The sequence below is a fragment of the Pseudomonas canadensis genome (assembly GCF_000503215.1).
GTDB lineage: Bacteria > Pseudomonadota > Gammaproteobacteria > Pseudomonadales > Pseudomonadaceae > Aquipseudomonas > Aquipseudomonas canadensis.
In genome coordinates, this window is the sequence record NZ_AYTD01000018.1 from 39,579 (window position 1) to 65,114 (window position 25,536).

The following is a 25,536-nucleotide window of genomic DNA, read 5'->3' on the forward strand; positions in this document are numbered from 1 at the left end:
TAGGTACTGCGCATTCGGCGCTGCGCTCATTATGAGTGCCGCGCCACCTGTGACTGCTGCTTGCGCAACTTGCGGGGCTCAAGGCCCGTAAAGCTGCGCAAGACTGCGTCCAGCGGATATTCCGCGGTGAGTCTTGCGCGCAAGGCTCACGACGGGCAACTCCGCCGTGGTTTCTTATTATCTCGCTTAGCGCTTCTTCTTGTTGGCGATGTGGATGGCGCCGCCATTCACTGCCAACGCGGCTTCATGCAGCGCTTCGGACAGGGTCGGATGGGAGAAGACCATCATGCCCAGATCCTCGGCACTGGTGCCGAATTCCATACCGATCGCGCCTTGCTGAACCAGTTCTGCAGCGCTTGGGCCAATCACGTGGACGCCCAATACGCGGTCAGTCTTGGCATCAGCGATGACCTTGACAAAACCACCGGTGTCGTTGGCTGCCATGGCACGGCCAGAAGCGGCGAACGGGAAGGTGCCGACGTTAACTTCAACGCCTTCAGCTTTCAACTGCTGTTCGTTCTTGCCGACCCATGCAATTTCCGGGTGGGTGTAGATAACCGATGGGATCAGGTCGTAGTTCATCTGGGTCTTGTGGCCCTTGATGCGCTCGACAACCATGATGCCTTCTTCGGAAGCCTTGTGCGCCAGCATCATGCCACGCACCACGTCGCCGATGGCGTAGACGCCAGGCACGGTGGTCGCGCAGTGATCGTCAACGTGCACATAACCGCGCTCGTCGAGGGTCACGCCGCTGTCAGCTGCCAGCAGGTCGGTGGTCACTGGACGGCGACCCACGGCTACGATCAGCTTGTCGAAAGTGATGGTTTTTTCACCATCCTTGTCGGTGTAGTTGACGACAACTTCTTCACCGTTGACTTTCGAGCCGGTCACGCGAGCGCCCAGCTTGATGTCCAGACCTTGTTTGGTCAGGGTTTTCAGCGCTTCTTTGGACACAGCGGTGTCGGCAGCCAGCAGGAACGTGTCCAGGGCTTCCAGCACGGTGACTTCGGAACCCAGGCGGGACCATACCGAACCCAGCTCCAGGCCGATTACGCCAGCGCCGATCACGCCCAGGCGCTTAGGCACTGCTTGGAATTCCAGGGCGCCAGTCGAATCAACGATCACGTTCTGGTCAACTGGAGCAGGCGGGATGTCGATTGGACGCGAACCAGGGGCCAGGATCACGTTCTCGGCTTCGATGATTTCGGTCGAGCCGTCTGGCTTGGTGATTTCAACTTTCTTGCCAGCCAGCAGCTTGCCGTGGCCTTGCAGGGAAGTCACGCCGTTGGCCTTGAACAAGGTGGCAACGCCGGAAGTCAGGCCTTTAACGATGTTGGCTTTACGGCCGACCATTGCTGGCACGTCCATGGTCACGCCAGCATGGTTGATGCCGTGGATCGCGAAGCCGTCTTGGGCTTCGTGGAATTTCCAGGAGCTGTCCAGCAGCGCCTTGGAAGGAATGCAACCGACGTTCAGGCAAGTACCGCCCAGTGCCAGTTTGCCTTCCTTGTCGGTGTATTTTTCGATGCAAGCAGTCGAGAGGCCCAGTTGTGCGGCCTTGATGGCAGCAACGTAGCCGCCAGGACCTGCACCAATCACTACGACGTCAAATTTCTGTGTCATGAAAATAGATCCTCTATTAGCTTCAAGCTTCAAGCTCGGAGCTTCAAGCTGCAAGCCAAACTGCGTTTACTTGCAGCTTGTAGCTCGCAACTTGAAGCTGCTTCAATCAAATATCCAGAAGAAGACGAGCCGGGTCTTCCAGCAGGTTCTTGATGGTCACCAGGAAAGTCACGGCTTCTTTACCATCGATCAGGCGGTGATCGTACGACAGCGCCAGGTACATCATTGGGCGGATCACGACTTGGCCGTTGATGGCCATCGGACGCTGGATGATGTTGTGCATGCCCAGGATTGCCGCTTGTGGTGGGTTGACAATCGGCGTCGACATCATCGAACCGAAGGTACCACCGTTGGTGATGGTGAAGGTACCGCCGGTCATCTCGTCGATGGTCAGCTTGCCGTCACGGGCTTTCTTGCCGAAGGTGGCGATGCCGCCTTCGATTTCAGCCAGGCTCATCAGTTCGGCGTTACGCAGTACTGGAACCACCAGGCCACGGTCGCTGGACACGGCAACGCCGACGTCGGCGTAGCCATGGTAAACGATGTCGTTGCCGTCGATGGAAGCGTTGACTGCCGGGAAGCGTTTCAGCGCTTCGGTGGCCGCTTTCACGAAGAAGGACATGAAGCCCAGGCGCACGCCGTTGTGGGACTTCTCGAACAGATCCTTGTACTTCGAACGCAGGGCCATGACTTCGGTCATGTCGACTTCGTTGAAGGTGGTCAGCATCGCCATGTTCGACTGGGCTTCAACCAGACGCTTGGCCACGGTGGCACGTACGCGAGTCATCGGAACGCGCTTCTCGGTGCGGTCGCCAGCGGCGAACACAGGAGCAGCGGCGGCCGGGGCAGCAGCCTTGGCAGGTGCGGCAGCTGGAGCGTTTTTCTTGGCTTCAACAGCAGCAACCACGTCTTCCTTGGTGATGCGACCGTCTTTGCCGGTGCCTTTGACGGACGCCAGGTTGATGCCGTTCTCTTCAGCCAGCTGACGGGCAGCTGGTGCAGCGATCGGGTCTTCAGCGCCAGCAGCCGGAGCGGCGGCAGGAGCAGCGGCGGCTGCCGGTGCAGCGGCAGCAGGAGCAGCGGCAGCAGCGCTGCCCTCTTCGATCGAGCCCAGTACCTGGTTCGACAGAACGGTAGCGCCTTCTTCGGCAACGATTGCGCCCAGCACGCCGTCAGCTTCGGCCAATACTTCCAGCACGACTTTGTCGGTCTCGATGTCAACGATCAGGTCGTCACGCTTTACAGCGTCGCCTGGTTTCTTGTGCCAAGTGGCAACGGTGCCATCGGCAACCGATTCCGGGAATGACGGGGCTTTGATTTCGATAGCCATTATCTGTGTGTCCTTAAAATTCGGTTTCAGTCAGCGCGAAGGCGTTAAACAGTAAAAGCATCTTGCAGCAGTTTTTCCTGCTGCTCGGCGTGCATCGACGCATAACCACATGCAGGTGCAGCAGAAGCATCGCGACCGGCGTACTCCAGGTTCAGCGCCTTGTTGTGGTTACCCATGCTGCGACGCAGGTGATGCTGGCTGCTGTACCACGCGCCCTGGTTCATCGGTTCTTCCTGGCACCACACCACGTTGGTGAGGTTGGTGTAAGGCGCGATGGCCTCCATCAGGTCGTCTTCCGGGAACGGGTAAAGCTGCTCGATACGCACGATGGCGATGTCTTCGCGGCCTTCGGCACGACGTTTTTCCAGCAGGTCGTAGTAGACCTTGCCGCTGCACAGGACCAGGCGAGTCACCTTGGCTGCGTCCAGCGTGTCGATTTCTGGAATAACAGTCTGGAACGAACCATCAGCCAGATCTTCCAGGGTCGAGATGGCCAATTTATGACGCAATAGCGACTTCGGTGTCAGCACTACCAGCGGCTTGCGCAGCGGGCGGATCACCTGGCGACGCAGCAAGTGGTAGATCTGGGCCGGGGTAGTCGGCACGCACACCTGGATGTTGTGCTCGGCGCACAGCTGCAGGTAACGCTCCAGACGGGCCGAGGAGTGCTCAGGACCCTGACCTTCATAACCGTGTGGCAGCAACATGGTCAGACCGCACAGGCGACCCCACTTGTGCTCGCCGCTGGTGATGAACTGGTCGATTACCACTTGGGCGCCGTTGGCGAAGTCGCCGAACTGGGCTTCCCAGATCACCAGCGCGTTTGGCGTGGTGGTCGAGTAACCGTATTCGAACGCCAGAACCGCTTCTTCGGACAGGAACGAATCGTACAGATCGAAACGTGGCTGGCCTTCGTACAGGTTCTGCAACGGGATGTAGGTGCCCGCGTCTTTCTGGTTGTGCAATACCGCGTGACGGTGCGAGAACGTACCACGACCGATGTCCTGGCCGGTCATGCGGATCGGGTGACCTTCGAACGCCAGGGTCGCGTACGCCATGGTTTCGGCGTAACCCCAGTTGATCGGCAGGCCGCCGGCTTGCATCTTCTGACGGTCTTCGTAAATCTTCGCCACTTGGCGCTGAACCACGAAGCCTTCTGGAATTTCCAACAGCTTGGCGGACAATTCCTGCAGGGTTTTCAGATCGAACGAGGTGTCGTGACGCGCAGTCCAGGCGTGGCCCAGGTACGGACGCCAGTCCACGAACAGCTCTTTGTTCGGCTCTTTAACCAGGCTTTTCACTACGTGCAGACCATTGTCCAGCGCGTTGCGGTATTCATCGACCTTGGCCTGAACACGCGCATCGTCAACCACACCGGCCTTGGTCAGGCTTTCGGCGTAAAGCTCACGGGTGGTGCGCTGCTTGGTGATTTGCTGGTACATCAACGGCTGGGTGCCGCTTGGTTCGTCAGCTTCGTTGTGACCGCGACGGCGGTAGCAGACCAGGTCGATCACGACGTCACGCTTGAACTGCATGCGGTAGTCAATGGCCAACTGGGTCACGAACAACACAGCTTCCGGATCATCACCATTCACATGGAGGATCGGCGCCTGGATCATCTTGGCAACGTCGGTCGCGTACTCGGTGGAGCGCGCGTCCAGCGGATTGCTGATGGTGAAACCTACCTGGTTGTTGATGACGATGTGAACCGTACCGCCCGTCTTGAAGCCGCGTGTCTGCGACATCTGGAACGTTTCCAGGACCACGCCTTGACCGGCAAATGCCGCGTCACCGTGGATGGAAATTGGCAGAACTTTTTCACCGGTGGTGTCGTTACGACGATCCTGGCGAGCACGGACCGAACCCTCGACCACTGGAGAAACGATTTCCAGGTGGGATGGGTTGAAGGCCATGGCCAGGTGAACTTCACCGCCGGTAGTCATCACGTTGGACGAGAAGCCCTGGTGGTATTTAACGTCACCGGAACCCAACTCGACCTTCTTCTTGCCTTCGAACTCGTCGAACAGCTCACGCGGGTTCTTGCCGAAGGTGTTGACCAACACGTTCAGGCGACCACGGTGGGCCATGCCGATCACGATTTCCTTGGTGCCGTAGGAACCGGAACGCTGGATCAGCTCGTCGAGCATCGGGATCAGGCTTTCGCCGCCTTCCAGGCCGAAACGCTTGGTGCCCGGGTATTTGGTACCCAGGTATTTTTCCAGGCCTTCGGCAGCGGTTACGCGCTCAAGCAGGTGGCTGCGTACGTCAGCGGACAATACCGGACGACCACGCACACCTTCCAGGCGATGCTGGAACCAGTGGCGTTGCTCGGAATCGGTGATGTGCGTGAACTCAGCGCCGATGGTGCGGCAATATGTCTGCTGCAACGCTTCGTGAATTTCGCGTAGGCTCGCTTCCTCTTTGCCGATGAACAGGTCGCCGGCACGGAAGGTCGTATCAAGATCGGCATTGGTCAAGCCGTAATGATTGATCGACAGGTCAGCAGGTGCAGGACGCTTCCAGAGCCCCAGCGGGTCAAGCTGGGCCGCCTGGTGGCCGCGCATCCGGTAGGCCTGGATCAGTCGCAATACTTCAACTTGCTTCTTCTCGTGCTCACTGCTCACGCTCCCGGCAGAAACCGGTTGGGCGCGGCGCTGGTTCTTTGCCAGCAGCACAAATTGATCGCGAATCGTTGCGTGCGATACATCGGTGGCAGCGTTGCCGTCTGAAGACAACGTCTGAAATTTGGTGCGCCATTCTTCTGGCACAGCGTTAGGGTCGTGCAGGTAGAGCTCATAAAGCTCTTCCACATAGGCAGCGTTACCACCTGAAAGATAGCCGCTGTTCCACATGCGCTGCATCACGCTTTCTTGCATGCTTGGTCACCCTCGATTTGGGGACACCACCGGCGAAAACACCGAGTTTGCTTGCAAACGGCCAAGTGCAGCGACCAAAACAAGCCACTTAGGATCACGCTGATAGTTCGGGTACCAACCCGAATGCCCCTGCTTGTCTCATTTCTTCAAAATAAGAGCCGCGGCTTTGTAAGTCGCTGCTCAAGTTAAAACTACGGCGCCGGTTGAAGCCTGCGCCGTAGCATTTACGGGCACAACGGTCCTGCTTTTACTACAACGTCAGTTACACGCCGCTCTGCAGCAGCATGTTACGGATGTGACCAATGGCCTTAGTCGGGTTCAGGCCTTTGGGACATACGTTGACGCAGTTCATGATCCCGCGGCAGCGGAATACGCTGAACGGGTCATCCAGCGAAGCCAAACGCTCGGACGTCTTGGTATCACGGCTGTCTGCCAGGAAGCGGTACGCTTGCAGCAGGGCAGCTGGACCCAGGAACTTGTCCGGATTCCACCAGAAGGACGGGCACGAAGTCGAGCAGCAAGCGCACAGAATGCACTCGTACAGACCGTCGAGCTTCTCGCGCTCTTCCGGGGACTGCAGACGCTCGATGGCCGGAGCCGGCGTGTCGTTCTGCAGGAACGGCTTAACTTTCTCGTATTGCTTGTAGAAGATGCTCATATCGACGACCAGGTCACGGATAACCGGCAAACCTGGCAGTGGACGAACGATCAGCTTGTTGCCTTTGACCACGGCGGACAGCGGCGTGATGCACGCCAGGCCGTTTTTGCCGTTGATGTTCATGCCGTCGGAACCGCACACACCTTCACGGCAAGAGCGACGATAGGAGAAACCTTCGTCCTGCTCTTTGATCAGTGCCAATACATCCAGCACCATCAGGTCTTTACCACCGGTATCGACCTGGAATTCCTGCATGAACGGCGCGGCGTCCTGATCAGGGTTGTAGCGGTAAACACTGACTTTCAACATGGCAGCCACCCTTAGTAAGTCCGAATTTTCGGTTCAAACGTCGGAACCGTCTTCGGCGAGAAGTTCACGGCACGCTTGGTCACGCGCTTGTCACCCGGGAAGTACAGGGTGTGGCACAACCAGTTTTCGTCGTCGCGATCTTCAAAGTCTTCACGGGCGTGGGCACCACGGGATTCCTTACGAACCTCGGCGGCGATTGCAGTCGCTTCGGCCACTTCCAGCAGGTTTTGCAGTTCAAGGGCTTCGATACGAGCGGTGTTGAACGCCTGGCTCTTATCGTTGATCTTGACGTTGGCGATGCGCTTGCGCAGGTCAGCCAGCTGGGCGATACCCTTCTGCATGTATTCGCCGGTACGGAATACACCGAAGTAGTTCTGCATGCAGCTTTGCAGTTCGCGACGCAGGGTAGCCACGTCTTCGCCATCAGTGCGCTCGTTCAGAGCGTTCAGGCGCGCCAGGGCGGCCTCGATGTTGGCGTCGGTAGCGTCGTCGTATTCGATGCCGTCGGTCAGCGCCTTTTCCAGGTGCAGGCCGGCAGCACGGCCGAAGACCACCAGGTCGAGCAGCGAGTTGCCGCCCAGGCGGTTGGCGCCGTGAACCGATACGCACGCCACTTCGCCTACAGCGAACAGACCGTGGATGATCTCGTCCTCGCCTTCGGCGTTCTGGGTGATCGCCTGGCCATGAATGTTGGTCGGCACGCCGCCCATCATATAGTGGCAAGTCGGAACAACCGGCACCGGAGCAACCACCGGGTCAACGTGAGCAAAGGTCTTGGACAGCTCACAGATACCTGGCAGACGGCTGTGCAGTACTTCTTCGCCCAGGTGATCGAGCTTCAGCAGTACGTGGTCGCCATTCGGGCCACAGCCGTTGCCGGCAATGATCTCTTTAACCATCGAACGAGCCACAACGTCACGACCCGCCAGGTCTTTCGCGTTCGGAGCATAACGCTCCATGAAACGCTCGCCGTGCTTGTTGATCAGGTAACCGCCTTCACCACGGCAACCTTCTGTAACCAGTACACCAGCGCCAGCGATACCGGTCGGGTGGAACTGCCACATTTCGATGTCTTGCACCGGTACGCCAGCACGCAGTGCCATGCCGACGCCGTCACCGGTGTTGATCAGGGCATTGGTGGTCGACGCGTAGATACGGCCTGCACCGCCGGTCGCCAGCACGGTAGCCTTGGCGCGGATGTAGGTGGTTTCACCGGTTTCGATGCAGATGGCGATTACACCGACGAATTCGCCCTGGGCGTTTTTCACCAAGTCGACCGCGTAGTACTCGTTCAGGAACGTGGTACCGGCTTTCAGGTTGCCCTGATAAAGGGTGTGCAACAGCGCGTGACCGGTACGGTCGGACGCGGCGCAGGTACGGGCAGCCTGCCCGCCTTTACCGTAATCCTTCGACTGGCCGCCGAATGGACGCTGGTAGATACGGCCTTGCTCGGTACGGGAGAACGGCAGACCCATGTGGTCCAGCTCGAACACCGCGGCCGGGCCTTCCTGACACATGTATTCGATCGCGTCCTGGTCACCGATGTAGTCGGAACCCTTGACGGTATCGTACATGTGCCAGCGCCAGTCATCGTTCGGGTCGGCGGAGGCGATGGCGCAGGTGATGCCACCCTGGGCCGATACGGTGTGGGAACGGGTCGGGAACACCTTGGTGATCACGGCAGTCTTGTGACCGCCCTGGGCCAGCTGCAGCGCAGCGCGCATGCCAGCACCGCCGCCACCAATAATGATGGCGTCGAATGAAATAGTTGGAATGTTAGCCATGAATCAGATACCCCAAAGAATCTGCACACCCCAGACGAAGTAAGCGAACATCGCGACGCCGCATACTGCCTGGAAGAGGAAACGTACTGCAGTCGCGGACTTGCCCAGCGCCATCGGCGTCAGGTAGTCGGTCGCGATGGTCCACATGCCTACCCAGGCGTGTGCGCCCAGGGCAACAAGGGCCAGCAGACTGAAGATTCGCATCGCATTGTGGGAAAACAGGCCGTGCCATTGCTCATAGCCGATGCCCGGGTTTGCGACGAGGTATCCGATCAGGAAAATGAAATAAGCCGCGAGAACGACCGCAGACACACGCTGTGCCATCCAGTCATAGAGGCCCGAACGCGAAAGGTTCGTAACGCTGGTTACCATATCCAAACTCCTGCCAGAACGATCAGCACCACGGAAATGGCGATGATGATTTTCGAGCCCAGGCGGCCGCCTTCCAGCGTCTCACCGATGCCCATGTCCATGATCAAGTGGCGCACACCGGCTACCAGGTGATACAGAAGAGAAGACAGGAGGCCCCATGCTACGAACTTGGCCAGCGGGCTGGTCAAGCATGCCTTCACCTCGGCGTATCCTTCCTCGGAACCCAGGGATTTGCTCAATGCATAAAGCATGATGCCCAAGCCCAGGAACAGGATGATGCCGGAAACACGGTGCAGGAACGACGTAACGCCGGTGATGGGGAGTTTGATGGTCCTTAGGTCTAGGTTTACAGGTCGTTGGCTATTCACGGCTTTTTTTCACACTGAAGAGCCCCTAACAATCAGGGCAAAGTTGTTGGGGAGTGCACTGGTCAGGTAAGCACCACCCAGGGAGTGCGACCCCCAATGAAAGCAAGCCCAAAAGCCCTTGGCGGTCGGTGGCCGAGTATAGACAGTTAGGTTACTAATGACAACGCGCACTCCTCACCCTAATAGCGGATTGCGCTGGGGGAATAAAAGGCGTAAATGGCAGGCAATTTCGAGGAAAAAGTACGGTTAAAGCCTTCTGCTGCAAGACTTTAGGCAAATTGACATCTGGATTTATATCAATATAGTGGTGCGGGCCCTGCGTGGGGGGTCTGTCTGATGATTTGAAGCATAAATAGGAGGCCACATGGCTGACAAAAAAGCGCAGTTGATCATCGAGGGCGCAGCCCCCGTCGAGCTGCCCATTTTAACCGGCACCGTTGGTCCCGATGTTATCGACGTACGGGGCCTGACGGCCACGGGCCGTTTCACATTCGACCCAGGCTTCATGTCGACCGCCTCTTGCGAGTCGAAGATCACCTATATCGACGGTGATAATGGCATTCTGCTTCATCGCGGCTACCCGATCGAGCAACTGGCTGAGAAATCGGACTACCTGGAAACCTGCTACCTGCTGCTAAATGGCGAGCTGCCAACAGCCGAGCAAAAAGCCCAGTTCGTCAGCACCGTGAAGAACCACACCATGGTTCACGAGCAGTTGAAGACCTTCTTCAACGGCTTCCGTCGCGACGCCCACCCGATGGCCGTTATGTGCGGCGTGGTCGGCGCCCTGTCGGCCTTCTATCACGACTCCCTCGACATCAATAACCCGCAGCATCGCGAAATCTCCGCGATCCGCCTGGTTGCCAAGATGCCGACCCTGGCCGCAATGGTTTACAAGTACTCCATGGGTCAACCCATGATGTACCCGCGCAACGACCTGACGTACGCGGAAAACTTCCTGCACATGATGTTCAACACGCCGTGCGAGATCAAACCGATCAGCCCGACGCTTGCCAAGGCCATGGACCGGATCTTCATCCTCCACGCCGACCACGAGCAGAACGCCTCCACCTCCACCGTCCGCCTGGCAGGTTCTTCGGGTGCCAACCCGTTCGCCTGTATCGCCGCCGGTATCGCCGCACTCTGGGGCCCTGCCCACGGCGGTGCGAACGAAGCCGTATTGACCATGCTCGATGAAATCGGCGATGTCTCGAACATCGACAAGTTCATCGCCAAGGCCAAAGACAAGAACGATCCGTTCAAGTTGATGGGCTTCGGTCACCGCGTCTACAAGAACCGCGACCCACGCGCCACCGTGATGAAGCAGACCTGCGACGAAGTGTTGAAGGAACTGGGCATCAAGAACGATCCGCAACTCGAACTGGCCATGCGCCTGGAAGAGATCGCCTTGACCGACCCGTACTTCATCGAACGCTCGCTGTACCCGAACGTCGACTTCTACTCGGGGATCATCCTCAAGGCAATCGGCATTCCAACCAGCATGTTCACCGTGATCTTCGCCCTGGCGCGGACCGTGGGCTGGATCTCCCACTGGAAAGAAATGCTCTCCAGCCCGTACAAGATTGGCCGCCCGCGCCAGCTGTACACCGGCTACGAGTCGCGTGACATCACCCAGCTGGAAGATCGCAAGTAAGCATCGCTTAGTTGCACTGAAAACGGCCTCCCTTAGTGGAGGCCGTTTTTATTTGTGCAGGATTTGAGAAACAGTTTTGTCAGATCAATCCCTAATTTATAGACAAAAAAATACCCCGGCCTTTCGACCGGGGTATTTTCCTATCCAGCTACAACCTTAGTGAGAAACCGCCCCACTCGACCCCAGGCCAGTTTGCGAACGCACAAACTGCGGGAAGTACAGCGCACGCTCTTTCTCTGCCGCCGCCGACTTGTCGGTAATGGAGAAGAACCAGATGCCGACGAACGCAATGATCATCGAGAACAGCGCCGGGTACTCATAAGGGAAGATGGCTTTTTCATGGTGCAGGATCGAGACCCAGATGGTCGGGCCCAGCACCATCAGGCCAACGGCACTGATCAAGCCCAGCCAGCCGCCAATCATTGCGCCACGAGTGGTGAGGTTTTTCCAGTACATGGAAAGCAGCAGCACCGGGAAGTTACAGCTGGCGGCAATGGAGAACGCCAGGCCAACCATGAACGCGATGTTCTGGCTTTCGAACAGGATACCCAGGCCAATCGCCAGGACGCCCAAGGCAACGGTGGTGATTTTCGAAACGCGAATCTCATCCTTGTCGTTGGCCTTGCCTTTCTTGATCACGCTGGCGTACAGGTCATGGGACACCGCCGACGCACCGGCCAGGGTCAAGCCGGCAACCACCGCGAGGATGGTGGCGAAGGCCACGGCCGAGATGAAGCCCAGGAAGATACTGCCACCCACCGCGTTGGCCAGGTGCACCGCCGCCATGTTGTTGCCGCCCAGCAAGGCGCCTGCCGCATCCTTGAACGCCGGGTTGGTGCTGACCAGCAGGATCGCGCCAAAGCCGATGATGAAGGTCAGGATGTAGAAGTAACCGATGAAACCGGTGGCGTAGAACACGCTCTTACGCGCTTCTTTAGCGTCGCTGACGGTAAAGAAGCGCATCAGGATGTGTGGCAGGCCAGCCGTACCGAACATCAGCGCAAGCCCGAGGGAGAACGCGGAAATCGGGTCTTTCACCAAGCCGCCGGGGCTCATGATCGCCTCACCTTTAGGGTGAACCTTGATCGCCTCGGAGAACAGGGCATTGAAGTCGAAGTTGACGTGCTTCATCACCATCAGTGCCATGAACGATGCACCGGACAGCAGCAATACAGCCTTGATGATCTGTACCCAGGTGGTCGCCAGCATGCCGCCGAACAGTACATACATCACCATCAAGATACCGACCAGGATCACCGCAACATGGTAGTCCAGGCCGAACAGCAGCTGAATCAGCTTGCCCGCACCGACCATCTGCGCGATCAGGTAGAACGCCACCACCACCAGCGAGCCACAGGCCGAGAGGCTGCGAATCTGGGTCTGGCCCAAGCGATAGGACGCCACGTCGGCAAAGGTGTACTTGCCCAGGTTACGCAGGCGCTCGGCGATCAGGAACAGAATGATCGGCCAGCCCACCAGGAAGCCGATCGAGTAGATCAGGCCGTCATAACCAGAGGTGTAGACCAGCGCGGAAATCCCCAGGAAGGACGCCGCCGACATGTAGTCACCGGCAATCGCCAGGCCGTTCTGGAAACCGGTGATCTTGCCGCCGGCCGCATAGTAGTCGGCCGCCGATTTGTTGCGCTTGGAGGCCCAGTAGGTGATGCACAGGGTGGCGCCGACAAACGCGACGAACATCACGATGGCCGAAACGTTCAGGGGTTGCTTGTGCACTTCACCGGTCAATGCATCCGCCGCCCAAACGGCCGGGGCAAAGAGCGAAGCGCCGAATATTGCCAGTAGACGCCGGATCATTGCGCAGCCTCCTTGAGAATCGCATTGTTCAGGTCGTCAAACTCGCCATTGGCCCGGCGCACGTAGATGCCGGTCAGGATGAAGGCGGACACAATCAGCCCGACGCCCAGGGGAATGCCCCAGGTAATCGACGAGCCGGGGCTGATCTTGGCCCCCAGTACTTGTGGCCCGTAGGCGATCAACAGGATGAAAGCGGAGTAAAGCCCTAGCATGATCGCCGAGAGAATCCAGGCGAACCTTTCCCTTTTTCTCACCAGCTCCTTGAAACGCGGGCTGTTTTGAATCGAGAGGTAAATGCTGTCGTTCATTGTTTTTATCCTCGCAGCACAGCTTTTTTATTATTGGAACGTATCCACTGTATGCGGCTGCACAAAGGGTTCCAGACGACCTTAGTATTAGAACGACATAGGCGTTGTCGCCAGTTTTGAACTGATCGAATTGACAGCCTTTGGCACAAAAACGACAAAGCCCGCCTGACGAAAACGCCAGGCGGGCTTGCAAGGTGCTGTCTAGACGCTTCGGGTGTTATTTACCGGTCCACTCGGCGACACGCTCAGGGTGCTTGGCGACCCAATCCTTGGCGGCGGCATCAGGCTTGGCGCCTTCTTGAATCGCCAGCATGACTTCGCCGATTTCATCCTTGGAGGCCCATTGGAATTTCTTCAAGAAGGCCGCGACTTCCGGCGCTTTCTTCTCCAGGCCCTTGCTGCCGATGCTGTTGACGGTTTCAGCAGCACCATAAATCCCTTTTGGATCGTCCAGGAAACGCAGTTTCCACTTGGCGAACATCCAGTGTGGCACCCAACCGGTGACCGCAATGGATTCCTGTTTGTCTTCGGCACGGGTCAGCTCGGCGATCATCGCCGCGCCCGAGCTGGCTTGCAGCTTGTAATCGAGGCCGTATTGCTTGATCGCTTCATCGGTCTTGAGCATCACGCCAGAACCTGCGTCGATGCCGACGATCTTGTTCTTGAAGGTGGTGTCGGTCTTGAGGTCTTCGATGGACTTGGCCTTGACGTACTCCGGTACGATCAGGCCGATCTTCGCGTCCTTGAAGTTGGGGCCGTAGTCGACCACCTTGTCCTTGTTCTTGGCCCAGTACTCACCGTGGGTGACCGGCAGCCAGGCGGAGAGCATGGCGTCGAGCTTGCCGGTGGCAACGCCCTGCCACATGATCCCGGTGGCGACGGCTTGCAGTTTCACGTCATAACCGAGCTTGGCCTTGATCACTTCTGCCGCCACGTGGGTGGTAGCCACGCTGTCGGACCAGCCGTCCACATAGCCGATGCTCAGGGTCTTGCTGTCGGCGCTGGCCAGTGTGGAGCTCATCGCAACTACCAGAGTGGCAGCTGCGCCCAAGAGTCGTCGCATCTTCATAGTACTTCCCCGAAAGTGCTGCGCCCGGCGGATGCCGAGCGACGTCAACCTGTTGTTATGTGGTGCACCGCGCCCCCTTCACGCGCATCGATCACGGTAGTGCGCCGTCAGCGGAGTACTGACACTTCGATCATCAACCTGCTCGGGTGTTGGACCTGCTCTGTCAGCGACATCCTACAAGCAAGGAACGACATCACATCGCCAGTAGGATGTTTTGTAGGACTTGACGCCAAAATCCCGCCCGAACTTTGCATGTCAAAATTATGCAGCCCCACTGAGTCGGGCCAAATCCGGGTAAGATGCGCGCCTTTGCTCTTCCAGATAAGCCGACCATGCCCGCGACTGCCCGCTTCCCTGCCCTGCCCTATTGCTTCGCCTTGATCCTCGGCCTGCTGGCCCTGTTCGCTTACTGGTATGGCCTCGGCCGGCCCGTGGTGCTGCCCGACGTCGCCAGCGCCACGCACAAGATGCATTGCGCGTCCTATACACCGTTCGATAAAGACCAATCGCCGTTCGACCAGCCATTCACGCTGCGTCCGGAGCGCATGGACGCTGATCTCGCCCTGCTGGCCACTCGCTTCGAGTGCATTCGCACTTACTCTATGACCGGCCTGGAAGCCTTGCCGGACATGGCGCGCAAGCACGGGCTGAAGGTAATGGCCGGGGCCTGGGTCAGCAGTGACCCGGTGGCGACCGCAAAAGAAATCAACGAATTGATCGCATCGGCCAACGCCCACCCGGATGTCGTAACCTCGGTGATCGTCGGCAACGAAGCATTGCTACGCAAGGAAGTGACCGCCAAGCAGCTGGTGGCGCTGATCCAGACGGTCAAGAGCCAGATCAAGCAGCCTGTGACCTACGCGGATGTGTGGGAGTTCTGGCTGCAGCACCCGGAAATCGCCCCGGCGGTGGATTTCCTGACCATCCACCTGTTGCCTTACTGGGAAGATGACCCGTCGGGCATCGACCAGGCCCTCAAGCACGTGGGCGATGTGCGCCAGACCTTCGGCAACAAGTTTGCGCCCAAGGACATACTCATCGGTGAAACCGGCTGGCCAAGCGAAGGCCGCCAGCGCGAAACGGCCGTGCCGAGCCGGGTTAATGAAGCCAAGTTCATGCGCGGCTTCGTGGCCATGGCCGAGGCCAATGGCTGGCGTTACAACCTGATCGAAGCCTTTGACCAGCCGTGGAAGCGTGCCAGTGAAGGCGCCGTGGGTGGTTACTGGGGCCTGTTTGATGCCGATCGCCAGGACAAGGGCATCCTCGCCGGGCCGGTGACCAATGTGCCGTACTGGCCGCTGTGGTTGGGCGTCGGCGGGATTATCCTGCTGGGCACCCTCGCATTGGGTGGTCGAGTACGCAGCGCGCGTGCCGCGCTTGCCCTGCCGTTGTTGGGCGCCGTTGCGGCCTGCTCCATTGGCACCTGGGCCGAGCTGACCCGCGTGACGGCGCGCTTCAATGATGAATGGATGTGGGCTGGGTTGCTGCTGGTGTTGAACCTGCTGGTGCTGGCCCATGCGGCCTTGGCCTTGAGTGCACAGGAAGGTTGGCGTGAGCGGGCGTTCAACTGGCTGGAGCAACGCGCAGGCTGGCTGGTGGCGATTGCCGGGTTTGCCGGAGCGGTAATGATGCTGGCATTGGTCTTCGACCCGCGCTACCGCAGCTTTCCGAGCGCGGCGCTGGTGTTGCCGGCCCTGGTGTACGTGATACGTCCGGTGACGGGACCGCGTCGGGAGATTGCGTTGCTGGCCTTTATCATCGGTGCGGGCATTGCGCCGCAGTTGTACCGTGAGGGGTTATTGAACCAGCAGGCTTGGGGCTGGGCGGTAGTGAGCCTGCTCATGACGGCAGCCTTGTGGCGCTGCTTGCGGGCACGCAAGACTTAAGACCGCTTTCGCGAGCAAGCCCGCTCCCACATTCGACCGCATTCCAAGGATGTACTCGGTCAAATGTGGGAGCGGGCTTGCTCGCGAAGAGGCCCTATCAGGCGCCGCGGGGCTTCCTGACCAACCGCAACCCCGCAATCACCACGGCAAACACCGCAAACGTGGTGTTGTACAACGCCAGTGCCGGCAACCCGAACACCATCCCCAGCACCGCCAACCCCCACCCCGCCCGACCCGGCACGAAAAACGCCAGCACCGACGTGATCAACGCCGTCCAGCCCAGCACCTTGAAGTGGATCATCAACCCTAGGTTCGAACGCAGCTGGCATTCCCAGCGGCTCGCCTCGTCCGCGCAGAGGCCCACCCACTGGCCATCTTCCATAAAGCCATAGCGCGCACCGTAACTGGCGGCCAGCCACAGCGGCAGTGCAATAAGCAGCAAAATCAGCGGCAAACGACGGGACATGGGGTACTCCGATAGGCAAAAACGGCGCTCAGCTTAATGCCCCGGCAGCCGTTAGCAAGGCGCATACACACAATTAGTGTTCACCAAAGCGTGGCAAAGTGTATCGTCTGGCTACTATTACCCCGATTCCGACGTTTTTTTTCCGACATTTCGTGCCGCGTGATGGCACTTCGGCGACTGGACGGCGGTCATAGCCTGCGAACTTCATTAAGTACGTTTCCTCCTAGGGATTAAGTCATGCTCCGTTCCTTGCGCTGTGCTGCCTTGCTGGGCAGCCTTTTTCTGAGTGCGTCAGCACTGGCCGTCGACATTGACCAAGCCAGCTATGGCTACCCTTTGACCAACCCGTTTGAAGCCACCATCGCCACCACGCCGCCTGACCTTCGGCCGAAATTGCCGAGCGATGACGAGATCAATCAGTCCGACTACACCCTGAACATGCGCCCCGAGCGCGAATTCAGCCTGCCGGACAACTTTTGGGCGGTGAAGAAACTCACCTACCGCATCGCCAAGCAGGACCGCGCCGCGCCGCTGATCTTCCTGATCGCGGGCACCGGTGCGCGCTTCGACAGCAGCATCAACGAATACCTGAAAAAGCTGTATTACCAGGCCGGCTACCACGTGGTGCAACTGTCGTCGCCCACCAGCTTCGACTTCATCAGTGCCGCCTCGCGCTTCGCCACGCCGGGCATCACCCAGGAAGACGCCGAAGACATGTACCGCGTGATGCAAGCCGTGCGCGCGCAGAACGCTTCGTTGCCAGTGACTGACTTCTACCTCACCGGCTACAGCCTCGGTGCCCTGGATGCAGCGTTCGTCAGCAAGCTCGACGAGACGCGCCGCAGTTTCAACTTCAAGAAAGTCTTGTTGCTGAACCCGCCGGTCAACCTCTACACCTCGATCACCAACCTCGACAAGCTGGTGCAGACCGAGGTGAAAGGCATCAACAACACCACCACCTTCTATGAGCTGGTGCTGAACAAGCTGACCCGCTACTTCCAGCAAAAGGGCTACATCGACCTGAACGACGCCCTGCTCTACGACTTCCAGCAATCCAAGCAGCACCTGACCAACGAACAGATGGCCATGCTGATCGGCACCTCGTTCCGCTTCTCGGCAGCCGACATCGCCTTTACCTCGGACCTGATCAACCGCCGCGGACTGATCATCCCGCCGAAGTACCCGATCACCGAAGGCACCAGCCTCACGCCATTCCTCAAGCGTGCACTGCAGTGCGACTTCGACTGCTACCTCACCGAACAAGTGATCCCAATGTGGCGCGCCCGTTCCGACGGCGGCAGCCTGCTGCAACTGATCGACCAGGTCAGCCTGTATGCCCTCAAGGACTACCTGCACACCAACCCGAAGATCGCCGTCATGCACAACGCCGACGACGTGATCCTCGGCCCTGGCGACCTCGGCTTCCTGCGTAAAACCTTCGGCGATCGCTTGACCGTCTACCCGCTGGGCGGCCATTGCGGCAACCTCAATTACCGCGTCAACGCCGACGCTATGCTGGAGTTCTTCCGTGGCTAAATATCTTCTGCTGCTTGCCGCCCTGATGTGCGCAGGCGTGGCCAATGCCGACAACAGCAAGGCCCACGAGCCGGTCAATGTCGGCGCCGACGGTTTCAAGGAGCCGCTGACCAAGCTCAAGTTCAACCCAGGGCTGGACCAGCGTGAGTTCGAGCGCTCATCGCTCACCGCACTCAACGTGTATGACCCGCTGGAATCGTGGAACCGTCGCGTGTACCACTTCAACTACCGCTTCGACCAATGGGTGTTCCTGCCGGTGGTCGACGGCTACCGCTACGTCACCCCGAGTTTCCTGCGCACCGGCGTGAGCAACTTCTTCAACAACCTGGGCGACGTGCCCAACCTGTTGAACAGCCTGCTGCAACTCAAGGGGCATCGCTCCCTGGAAACCACCGGCCGCCTGTTGGTCAACACCACTATCGGCATCGCCGGCCTGTGGGACCCGGCGACCGCCATGGGCCTGCCGCGCCAGAGCGAAGACTTTGGCCAGACCCTGGGCTTCTACGGCGTACCCGGCGGCGCGTATGTGGTGCTGCCGATCTTCGGCCCATCGAACCTGCGCGACACCACCGGCCTGATCGTCGACTACGGTGCCGAAACCCAGATCAACTTCCTCAATGTGTCCGAAGTCAGCTCCAACCACCCGGAAATCTGGGCATTGCGCGCAGTGGACAAGCGTTATCAGACCAGCTTCCGGTATGGCCAGATGAACTCGCCGTTCGAGTACGAGAAGGTGCGCTACATCTATACGGAATCGCGAAAGCTGCAGATTGCCGAGTAAACGCCCACAAAAAAGGCCATTCGATTGAATGGCCTTTTTTATTGCGGTTACGGTAAGCCCGGTCTGTTAAGAATGTTCGACATCACGGCAAGGCAATCCGTAGTTATTCTCCCCCTTGTCGCCTTTTCTAAGCAGTCGGATGGTCACAACTAATAAACCCACGAACGGTAGCGCATACCACAGGATATAAGCGCCAGTCGTGTTCACATCGTGAAGCCGCCTAAATGTTACAGATAGCCGGGGGATGATCGTAAGTACAACGTAAACGCCTAGCGGGATATAAAACCACTTGCTGTAGGCAACCCCGGCCCAGCCTGCTACTACAATTGAGCCGTACATCAGCAGGTAGTCTAAAACTGCAAACGCCCAATACTCCCTTCTACAAGCGCGCCCGCTGAAGTTGGCATAGTTTTTTATCGCCTGAAAACACCAGTTCATCCTTAACTCCCTACTCGATCCGTTTTCTTAGTGCGTGACTTCACGGGAAGGCACGCGACGCATCCTATAAATGCCTTGAAAACCGAACTGTAGGATTAAGCTTAAACAACTTTTCAGTCTGTATTCGCTGCGAACTAATCAGCGCTTAACGGCTCGCCATACCCTGCCAACTACTTGCACGACGACCAACACCACCGCCCCGGCAATGATCCCCGCCACGCCATTCAGCAGCGTCGGCACCAACCACGCCACCCCGCCTGCGCCCTGGCTGACCGTCTCGATCCAGTGATGCACCACCGGCACGCCGTGGGTGAGAATCCCGCCGCCCACCAGGAACATCGCCGCCGTACCGATTACCGACAGGCTCTTCATCATGTACGGCGCCGCACGCAGGATGGCACCACCGATGCTGCGCGCCGCCTGGCCAGGTTTCTGGGTGAGCCACAGGCCCAGGTCATCCAGCTTGACGATGCCGGCCACCAGCCCGTAGACACCCACGGTCATGACGATGGCAATGCCGGACAGCACGATCACCTGCTGCATCAAGGGCGCATCGGCCACGGTGCCGAGGGTGATGGCGATGATTTCGGCGGAGAGGATGAAGTCGGTACGGATGGCGCCTTTGATCTTATCCTTTTCGAAGGCTACCAAGTCGGTTGCCGGGTCCGAGACGGCCTCGACCAACTGCACATGTTGCGCATGGTCTTCATCTTTGCTGTGCAGGAATTTATGCGCCAGCTTCTCGAACCCTTCGAAACACAGGTAGGCACCGCCGAGCATCAACAACGGCGTCACCGCCCACGGTGCAAACGCGCTGATCAATAAAGCCGCTGGCACCAGGATCAACTTGTTGACGAAGGACCCCTTGGCCACCGCCCACACCACGGGAATTTCCCGCTCGGCACGCACGCCGGAGACCTGTTGGGCATTGAGGGCGAGGTCATCACCCAGGACGCCAGCGGTCTTCTTTGCCGCCATTTTTGTCATCAGGGCAACGTCATCGAGTACTGCGGCGATATCGTCGATCAACACCAACAAGCTGCTTCCTGCCATGAATCGCGCTTCCGTAAGAGTGGGATGACGCGAGCATAGCGCGGCGCAAGGCCCGGCGGGCAGATTGTTGAGGCTCGCAGATGGCCGGTGCTACCATGCGCAACCGCCAGTCTTGGCAAGGAAACTCCAGGTTTATGAGCACCATTCGCGAGCGCAACAAAGAAAAGATCCTGCGGGCGGCCAGCGAGGAGTTTGCCGACAAGGGCTTCGCCGCGACCAAAACCAGCGACATCGCCGCCAAGGCTGGGCTGCCCAAGCCCAACGTCTATTACTACTTCAAGTCCAAGGACAACCTCTACCGCGAGGTGCTCGAGAGCATTATCGAGCCGATCCTGGCCGCTTCCACGCCGTTCAACCCGGACGGCGCGCCCAAGGAAGTACTGAGCAACTACATCCGCTCGAAAATCCGTATCTCCCGCGACCTGCCATTTGCCTCCAAGGTCTTTGCCAGCGAAATCATGCACGGCGCCCCGCACCTCAGCGCCGACCAGGTCGAACAGCTCAACGCCCAGGCCAAGCACAACATCGCCTGCATCCAGGACTGGGTAGATCGCGGCCTGATTGCGCCGATTGAACCCAATCACTTGATGTTCACCATCTGGGCGGCGACGCAGACCTATGCGGATTTTGACTGGCAGATCTCGGCGGTGACCGGGAAGGCCAAGCTGGATGAGGCGGATTACGAGGCGGCGGCGCAGACGATCATCCGGCTGGTGCTCAAAGGCTGCGAGCCGGACTGACCTTGGTAGGAGCCGGCTTGCCGGCGATGAGACTTTCATATTCTGCGGCGCTCTTTCGAGCGCCATCGCCGGCAAGCCGGCTCCTACAAAGGGTGGTGTCAGGCTGATACGCCGGCGTCTGCCAACAGCCCGATCTCCTCGATCGCCGTGATCGCACACTGCTCATCAATGTCCGACGTATCCCCGCTGATCCCGATCGCCCCCAGCACCGCGCCTTCCTGATTTCGAATCAATACCCCACCCGGCGCAGGCACCACGCTGCCCTGCCCCAAACTGTTCAACGCCGCGATAAACGCCGGTCGCTGCTGCGCGTCCAGTGCCAGCAGGCGCGAGCCCTTGCCAAGGGCAATTGCGCCCCAGGCCTTGCCGATGGCGATTTGCGGGCGCAGCAGGCTGGCGCCGTCTTCGCGTTGCAGGGTGATCAAATGGCCGCCGCTGTCGAGCACGGCGATGGTCAGCGGCGCAGCGCAGATGGTGCGCCCTGCACTGAGGGCCTGGCTGGCCAGTTGGGTGGCGACTTTCAAGGTTAAAGCGCTCATGGTGCCGTCCTTCTTTTGTTATTGGGAAAGCGATGGAGGTCTGAATGATCAGATGCTCGATCAAACAAATAGAACACAATGACCTTTAATTTTGTATACAATATTTTCGCACAAAGGCTCCATGCGTCGAAAAAAGCCGTTCCGACGAACGCATAGGCCAGTTTATAAAATGCATTGACCTACGCCGCTCGCCGTGAATACACTTTGTCCAGACACCACTTGTATACAATTACAAAACGCAAGAGGCACCAATATCATGAGCAAAATGAGAGCAATCGAAGCCGCCGTCCTGGTGATGCGTCGCGAAGGTGTGGACACCGCCTTCGGTATCCCAGGCGCCGCGATCAACCCGCTGTATTCGGCCTTGCAGAAAGTGGGTGGCATCGATCACGTCCTTGCTCGCCACGTTGAAGGCGCCTCCCACATGGCCGAGGGTTACACCCGCACCAAGGCCGGCAATATCGGCGTGTGCATCGGTACCTCGGGCCCGGCAGGCACTGACATGGTCACCGGCCTGTACAGCGCGTCGGCCGACTCGATCCCGATCCTGTGCATCACCGGTCAAGCGCCCCGCGCCCGGATGCACAAGGAAGACTTCCAGGCCGTGGACATCACCAGCATCGTCAAGCCGGTGACCAAGTGGGCAACCACCGTCCTGGAACCTGGCCAAGTGCCGTACGCCTTCCAGAAAGCCTTCTATGAAATGCGCTCCGGCCGCCCAGGCCCGGTGTTGATCGACCTGCCGTTCGACGTGCAGATGGCCGAGATCGAATTCGACATCGACGCCTACCAACCCCTGCCCCTCGCCAAGCCGCTGGCAACCCGCGTGCAGGTGGAAAAAGCCCTGGCGCTGCTGGACCAGGCCGAGCGCCCACTGCTGGTCAGCGGTGGTGGCGTAATCAATGCCGACGCCAGCGAGCTGCTGGTTGAATTCGCTGAACTGACCGGCATCCCGGTGATCCCGACCCTGATGGGCTGGGGCACCATTGCGGACGATCACCCACAGATGGTCGGCATGGTCGGTCTGCAGACGTCCCACCGTTATGGCAACGCGACGATGCTCAAGTCGGACGTGGTGCTGGGCATCGGTAACCGTTGGGCCAACCGCCACACCGGTTCGGTCGAGGTGTACACCGAGGGCCGCAAGTTCATTCACGTCGACATCGAGCCGACCCAGATTGGCCGCGTCTTCACCCCGGACCTGGGTATCGTGTCCGACGCCGGTTCCGCGCTGACGATGTTCATTGAAGTGGCCCGCGAGTGGAAAGCCGCCGGCAAGCTCAAGGACCGCAGCGCCTGGCTCAATGACTGCCAGCAACGCAAAGCCACCCTGCACCGCAAGACCCATTTCGACAACGTGCCGGTCAAGCCACAGCGCGTGTATGAAGAAATGAACCAGGTGTTCGGCAAAGACACCTGCTACGTCAGCACCATCGGCCTGTCGCAGATTGCTGGCGCGCAGTTCCTGCACGTGTATAAGCCACGCCACTGGATCAATTGCGGGCAGGCCGGCCCGTTGGGTTGGACCATCCCCGCCGCCCTCGGCGTGGTCAAGGCTGACCCGAGCCGCAAAGTGGTGGCGCTGTCCGGCGACTACGACTTCCAGTTCATGATCGAAGAACTGGCCGTGGGCGCACAGTTCAAGCTGCCGTACATCCACGTGGTGGTGAACAACTCCTACCTCGGCCTGATCCGCCAGGCTCAGCGCGGGTTTGAAATGGACTACTGCGTGCAACTGTCCTTCGACAACCTCAACGCCCCGGAACTCAATGGCTATGGCGTGGACCACGTGGCCGTTGCCGAAGGCCTGGGTTGCAAGGCCTTGCGTGTGTTCGAGCCGAGCCAGATCGCGCCGGCCCTGCGCCGCGCCGAGGAAATGATCGAAGAATTCAAGGTTCCGGTAATCGTTGAGATTATTCTGGAGCGCGTGACCAATATTTCCATGGGCACCGAGATCAACGCCGTCAACGAATTCGAAGATCTGGCCTTGGTCGGCAACGATGCGCCGACTGCCATTTCCCTGCTCGATTAAGGAGAACCTTATGCCGCGTTTCGCCGCCAACCTGTCCATGCTGTTTACCGAACAGGACTTTCTTGCCCGTTTCAAAGCGGCCGCCGATGCGGGCTTCGAAGGTGTCGAGTACCTGTTCCCCTATGAATTCAGCTCTGCCGAAATCAAGGCGCAACTCGACGCCCACGGCCTGACCCAGGTGCTGTTCAACCTGCCGGCCGGTGACTGGGCCAAGGGCGAACGCGGCCTGGCCTGCCACCCGGACCGGGTCGAAGAATTCCGTGCCGGGGTCAAGCTGGCCATCGCCTACGCCCAGGTGCTGGGCAATACCCAGATCAACTGCCTGGCGGGCATCCGGCCACAAGGCGTTGACGACGAAACCCTGGAAAAAACCTTCGTCGCCAACCTCAAGTACGCCGCTGAAAAACTGCAAGCGGTGGGCATCAAGCTGGTGATGGAAGCGATCAACACCCGCGACATCCCGGGCTTCTACCTGAACAACACGGCGCAAGCCCTGTCGATTCGCGAACAGGTGGGCAGCGCCAACCTGTTTCTGCAGTACGACATCTATCACATGCAAATCATGGAAGGCGACCTGGCCCGCACCATGGCCGCGCACCTGGGTGAGATCAACCACATCCAACTGGCGGACAACCCAGGGCGCAACGAGCCGGGTACCGGTGAGATCAACTACCGCTTCCTGTTCGAACATTTGGACCGCATCGGCTACACGGGTTGGGTCGGCTGTGAATACAAGCCGTTGACCACCACCGAAGCGGGTTTGGGTTGGTTGAAGACCCACAACGCCATCTAATAAAAGAGGATTCTTTCATGGCTAAAATCGGATTCATCGGCACTGGCATCATGGGCCAACCCATGGCCGCGAACCTGCAGAAAGCAGGTCACCAACTGTTCCTTTCCGAGCACCATGGCAAGGCGCCGCAAGCGCTGATCGACGCAGGCGCCGTGGCCCTGGCCAACCCGCAGCAAGTGGCGCAGGAAGCCGAGTTCATCATTGTGATGGTCCCGGACACCCCGCAGGTCGACGACGTACTGTTCCGCAAAGACGGCGTCGCCGCCGGCCTGTCGCCGAACAAGGTGGTGATCGACATGAGTTCGATCTCCCCCACCGCCACCAAGGCGTTCGCCGCCAAGATCAACGAGACCGGCGCGCAGTACCTGGATGCACCGGTGTCCGGTGGTGAAGTCGGCGCCAAGGCCGGCACCCTGAGCATCATGATCGGCGGCGAGCCGCAGACCTTTGAACGCGCCTTGCCGCTGTTCCAGGCCATGGGCAAGAACATCACCCTGGTGGGCGGCAATGGTGATGGCCAGACCGCCAAGGTCGCCAACCAGATCATCGTCGCGCTGAACATCCAGGCGGTGGCCGAAGCGTTGCTGTTCGCCGCCAAGAACGGCGCCGACCCGGCCAAGGTGCGTGAAGCGCTGATGGGTGGGTTTGCTTCGTCGAAAATCCTCGAAGTGCATGGCGAGCGCATGATCAAGGGCACTTTTGACCCGGGCTTCCGCATCAACCTGCACCAGAAGGACCTCAACCTGGCGTTGGCCGGTGCCAAGGAACTGGGGATCAACCTGCCGAATACCGCCGGTACGCAGCAGGTGTTCAGCACCTGCACGGCGATTGGCGGCGGCAATTGGGACCACTCGGCGCTGATCAAGGGCCTGGAGCATATGGCGAATTTCTCGATTCGCGATAAGTAAGTGTTCACTTGAAATGCAAGCCAGCTCCCACCTTTAATCCCTATTCCAAGTCTCACCCCTAATAACAAGAATCCCCGGGAGCCCGCTTATGTCGGTCGATCCGCAACATCTGCTTCGCGAGCTGTTTGCCACAGCCATCGACGCCGCCCACCCCCGGCAAGTCCTTGAACCCTACCTGCCCGCCGACCGCAGCGGCCG

Annotated in this window: 22 protein-coding genes; 8 read left to right on the forward strand and 14 right to left on the reverse strand. The window is 59.1% G+C overall.

Features of this window, described 5'->3' with window-relative positions:
• Positions 1–186: 186 nt before the first annotated feature.
• The 7 genes from lpdA to sdhC all read right to left on the reverse strand — a co-directional run bounded on the left by lpdA (position 187) and on the right by sdhC (position 9,320).
• Positions 187–1,623 (reverse strand): dihydrolipoyl dehydrogenase, encoded by a 1,437-nt coding sequence (lpdA, locus tag U367_RS0122505; protein WP_028615714.1) that lies wholly within the window; start codon positions 1,621–1,623, stop codon positions 187–189.
• A 106-nt stretch (positions 1,624–1,729) separates the two neighbouring features.
• Entirely contained in the window at positions 1,730–2,953 is a 1,224-nt protein-coding gene (gene odhB / locus U367_RS0122510; RefSeq protein ID WP_028615713.1) for a 2-oxoglutarate dehydrogenase complex dihydrolipoyllysine-residue succinyltransferase, read from the reverse strand.
• 44 nt (positions 2,954–2,997) lie between these two features.
• On the reverse strand, positions 2,998–5,829 hold the full coding sequence (locus U367_RS0122515; protein WP_016979562.1) for a 2-oxoglutarate dehydrogenase E1 component: 2,832 nt from the start codon (positions 5,827–5,829) through the stop codon (positions 2,998–3,000).
• 262 nt (positions 5,830–6,091) lie between these two features.
• A complete protein-coding gene (locus U367_RS0122520; RefSeq protein WP_003172807.1) occupies positions 6,092–6,796 on the reverse strand; it encodes a succinate dehydrogenase iron-sulfur subunit in 705 nt (234 codons plus the stop codon).
• An 11-nt stretch (positions 6,797–6,807) separates the two neighbouring features.
• Positions 6,808–8,580, reverse strand: coding sequence for a succinate dehydrogenase flavoprotein subunit (gene sdhA / locus U367_RS0122525; protein WP_010211741.1), 1,773 nt, complete (start codon positions 8,578–8,580; stop codon positions 6,808–6,810).
• 3 nt (positions 8,581–8,583) lie between these two features.
• Positions 8,584–8,952, reverse strand: coding sequence for a succinate dehydrogenase, hydrophobic membrane anchor protein (sdhD, locus tag U367_RS0122530; protein ID WP_003172805.1), 369 nt, complete (start codon positions 8,950–8,952; stop codon positions 8,584–8,586).
• A complete protein-coding gene (gene sdhC, locus U367_RS0122535) occupies positions 8,946–9,320 on the reverse strand; it encodes a succinate dehydrogenase, cytochrome b556 subunit (protein ID WP_003190005.1) in 375 nt (124 codons plus the stop codon). Before sdhC ends, sdhD begins: the two co-directional genes overlap by 7 nt.
• Positions 9,321–9,684: 364 nt before the next feature.
• Between sdhC and gltA the strand changes: the two genes are divergently transcribed.
• Positions 9,685–10,974: a citrate synthase gene (gene gltA / locus U367_RS0122540; protein WP_028615712.1), complete on the forward strand. Its 1,290-nt coding sequence runs from the start codon at positions 9,685–9,687 to the stop codon at positions 10,972–10,974.
• Positions 10,975–11,130: 156 nt separating this feature from the next.
• On the opposite strand, the gene U367_RS0122545 is transcribed toward gltA, so the two are convergent.
• The 3 genes from U367_RS0122545 to U367_RS0122555 all read right to left on the reverse strand — a co-directional run bounded on the left by U367_RS0122545 (position 11,131) and on the right by U367_RS0122555 (position 14,166).
• On the reverse strand, positions 11,131–12,789 hold the full coding sequence (locus U367_RS0122545) for a cation acetate symporter (protein WP_028615711.1): 1,659 nt from the start codon (positions 12,787–12,789) through the stop codon (positions 11,131–11,133).
• Positions 12,786–13,097 (reverse strand): DUF485 domain-containing protein, encoded by a 312-nt coding sequence (locus U367_RS0122550; protein ID WP_003190001.1) that lies wholly within the window; start codon positions 13,095–13,097, stop codon positions 12,786–12,788. The genes U367_RS0122545 and U367_RS0122550 overlap by 4 nt, the downstream gene beginning before the upstream one ends.
• 217 nt (positions 13,098–13,314) lie before the next feature.
• The gene (locus U367_RS0122555; RefSeq protein WP_025857941.1) at positions 13,315–14,166 is read right to left on the reverse strand and encodes a glycine betaine ABC transporter substrate-binding protein; all 852 of its coding nucleotides are present in this window, start codon (positions 14,164–14,166) and stop codon (positions 13,315–13,317) included.
• A gap of 332 nt (positions 14,167–14,498) precedes the next feature.
• Between U367_RS0122555 and U367_RS0122560 the strand changes: the two genes are divergently transcribed.
• On the forward strand, positions 14,499–16,052 hold the full coding sequence (locus U367_RS0122560; protein ID WP_028615710.1) for a glycoside hydrolase family 17 protein: 1,554 nt from the start codon (positions 14,499–14,501) through the stop codon (positions 16,050–16,052).
• Positions 16,053–16,149: 97 nt separating this feature from the next.
• Here U367_RS0122560 and U367_RS0122565 read toward each other — a convergent pair whose 3' ends face one another.
• Positions 16,150–16,518: a hypothetical protein gene (locus U367_RS0122565; protein WP_028615709.1), complete on the reverse strand. Its 369-nt coding sequence runs from the start codon at positions 16,516–16,518 to the stop codon at positions 16,150–16,152.
• 237 nt (positions 16,519–16,755) lie between these two features.
• Between U367_RS0122565 and U367_RS0122570 the strand changes: the two genes are divergently transcribed.
• Together U367_RS0122570 and U367_RS0122575 are read left to right on the forward strand one after the other, a co-directional pair.
• Entirely contained in the window at positions 16,756–18,054 is a 1,299-nt protein-coding gene (locus U367_RS0122570) for a serine/threonine protein kinase (protein ID WP_028615708.1), read from the forward strand.
• Positions 18,047–18,835 (forward strand): MlaA family lipoprotein, encoded by a 789-nt coding sequence (locus U367_RS0122575; protein WP_028615707.1) that lies wholly within the window; start codon positions 18,047–18,049, stop codon positions 18,833–18,835. Before U367_RS0122570 ends, U367_RS0122575 begins: the two co-directional genes overlap by 8 nt.
• Positions 18,836–18,901: 66 nt before the next feature.
• Here U367_RS0122575 and U367_RS0122580 read toward each other — a convergent pair whose 3' ends face one another.
• Positions 18,902–19,273, reverse strand: a complete 372-nt coding sequence (locus U367_RS0122580; protein WP_028615706.1) for a DUF805 domain-containing protein — start codon at positions 19,271–19,273, stop codon at positions 18,902–18,904.
• A 138-nt stretch (positions 19,274–19,411) separates the two neighbouring features.
• Positions 19,412–20,326, reverse strand: a complete 915-nt coding sequence (locus U367_RS0122585) for a DUF808 domain-containing protein (RefSeq protein WP_028615705.1) — start codon at positions 20,324–20,326, stop codon at positions 19,412–19,414.
• A 134-nt stretch (positions 20,327–20,460) separates the two neighbouring features.
• Between U367_RS0122585 and U367_RS0122590 the strand changes: the two genes are divergently transcribed.
• Positions 20,461–21,066, forward strand: coding sequence for a TetR/AcrR family transcriptional regulator (locus tag U367_RS0122590; RefSeq protein ID WP_028615704.1), 606 nt, complete (start codon positions 20,461–20,463; stop codon positions 21,064–21,066).
• 98 nt (positions 21,067–21,164) lie between these two features.
• Here the strand turns inward: U367_RS0122590 and U367_RS0122595 are convergent, their stop codons facing one another.
• The gene (locus U367_RS0122595) at positions 21,165–21,605 is read right to left on the reverse strand and encodes a GlcG/HbpS family heme-binding protein (RefSeq protein WP_028615703.1); all 441 of its coding nucleotides are present in this window, start codon (positions 21,603–21,605) and stop codon (positions 21,165–21,167) included.
• A 256-nt stretch (positions 21,606–21,861) separates the two neighbouring features.
• Here U367_RS0122595 and gcl point away from each other — a divergent pair, with 256 nt between their 5' ends.
• Genes gcl through U367_RS0122610 form a run of 3 tightly spaced genes read left to right on the forward strand, consistent with a single transcriptional unit; the run spans position 21,862 to position 25,338 of the window.
• Positions 21,862–23,637, forward strand: a complete 1,776-nt coding sequence (gene gcl, locus U367_RS0122600) for a glyoxylate carboligase (protein ID WP_028615702.1) — start codon at positions 21,862–21,864, stop codon at positions 23,635–23,637.
• A gap of 10 nt (positions 23,638–23,647) precedes the next feature.
• Positions 23,648–24,430 (forward strand): hydroxypyruvate isomerase, encoded by a 783-nt coding sequence (gene hyi, locus U367_RS0122605; RefSeq protein ID WP_028615701.1) that lies wholly within the window; start codon positions 23,648–23,650, stop codon positions 24,428–24,430.
• Entirely contained in the window at positions 24,430–25,338 is a 909-nt protein-coding gene (locus U367_RS0122610) for a 2-hydroxy-3-oxopropionate reductase (protein ID WP_323990650.1), read from the forward strand. Before hyi ends, U367_RS0122610 begins: the two co-directional genes overlap by 1 nt.
• The last annotated feature ends 198 nt before the right edge of the window (positions 25,339–25,536 follow it).

Bases quoted from the DNA above. Each gene is read 5' to 3' on its own strand.
- lpdA (WP_028615714.1), bottom strand. From the start codon at position 1,623: ATGACACAGAAATTTGACGTCGTAGTGATTGGTGCAGGTCCTGGCGGC.
- odhB (WP_028615713.1), bottom strand. From the start codon at position 2,953: ATGGCTATCGAAATCAAAGCCCCGTCATTCCCGGAATCGGTTGCCGAT.
- U367_RS0122515 (WP_016979562.1), bottom strand. From the start codon at position 5,829: ATGCAAGAAAGCGTGATGCAGCGCATGTGGAACAGCGGCTATCTTTCA.
- U367_RS0122520 (WP_003172807.1), bottom strand. From the start codon at position 6,796: ATGTTGAAAGTCAGTGTTTACCGCTACAACCCTGATCAGGACGCCGCG.
- sdhA (WP_010211741.1), bottom strand. From the start codon at position 8,580: ATGGCTAACATTCCAACTATTTCATTCGACGCCATCATTATTGGTGGC.
- sdhD (WP_003172805.1), bottom strand. From the start codon at position 8,952: ATGGTAACCAGCGTTACGAACCTTTCGCGTTCGGGCCTCTATGACTGG.
- gltA (WP_028615712.1), top strand. From the start codon at position 9,685: ATGGCTGACAAAAAAGCGCAGTTGATCATCGAGGGCGCAGCCCCCGTC.
- U367_RS0122545 (WP_028615711.1), bottom strand. From the start codon at position 12,789: ATGATCCGGCGTCTACTGGCAATATTCGGCGCTTCGCTCTTTGCCCCG.
- U367_RS0122550 (WP_003190001.1), bottom strand. From the start codon at position 13,097: ATGAACGACAGCATTTACCTCTCGATTCAAAACAGCCCGCGTTTCAAG.
- U367_RS0122555 (WP_025857941.1), bottom strand. From the start codon at position 14,166: ATGAAGATGCGACGACTCTTGGGCGCAGCTGCCACTCTGGTAGTTGCG.
- U367_RS0122560 (WP_028615710.1), top strand. From the start codon at position 14,499: ATGCCCGCGACTGCCCGCTTCCCTGCCCTGCCCTATTGCTTCGCCTTG.
- U367_RS0122565 (WP_028615709.1), bottom strand. From the start codon at position 16,518: ATGTCCCGTCGTTTGCCGCTGATTTTGCTGCTTATTGCACTGCCGCTG.
- U367_RS0122570 (WP_028615708.1), top strand. From the start codon at position 16,756: ATGCTCCGTTCCTTGCGCTGTGCTGCCTTGCTGGGCAGCCTTTTTCTG.
- U367_RS0122580 (WP_028615706.1), bottom strand. From the start codon at position 19,273: ATGAACTGGTGTTTTCAGGCGATAAAAAACTATGCCAACTTCAGCGGG.
- U367_RS0122585 (WP_028615705.1), bottom strand. From the start codon at position 20,326: ATGGCAGGAAGCAGCTTGTTGGTGTTGATCGACGATATCGCCGCAGTA.
- U367_RS0122590 (WP_028615704.1), top strand. From the start codon at position 20,461: ATGAGCACCATTCGCGAGCGCAACAAAGAAAAGATCCTGCGGGCGGCC.
- U367_RS0122595 (WP_028615703.1), bottom strand. From the start codon at position 21,605: ATGAGCGCTTTAACCTTGAAAGTCGCCACCCAACTGGCCAGCCAGGCC.
- gcl (WP_028615702.1), top strand. From the start codon at position 21,862: ATGAGCAAAATGAGAGCAATCGAAGCCGCCGTCCTGGTGATGCGTCGC.
- hyi (WP_028615701.1), top strand. From the start codon at position 23,648: ATGCCGCGTTTCGCCGCCAACCTGTCCATGCTGTTTACCGAACAGGAC.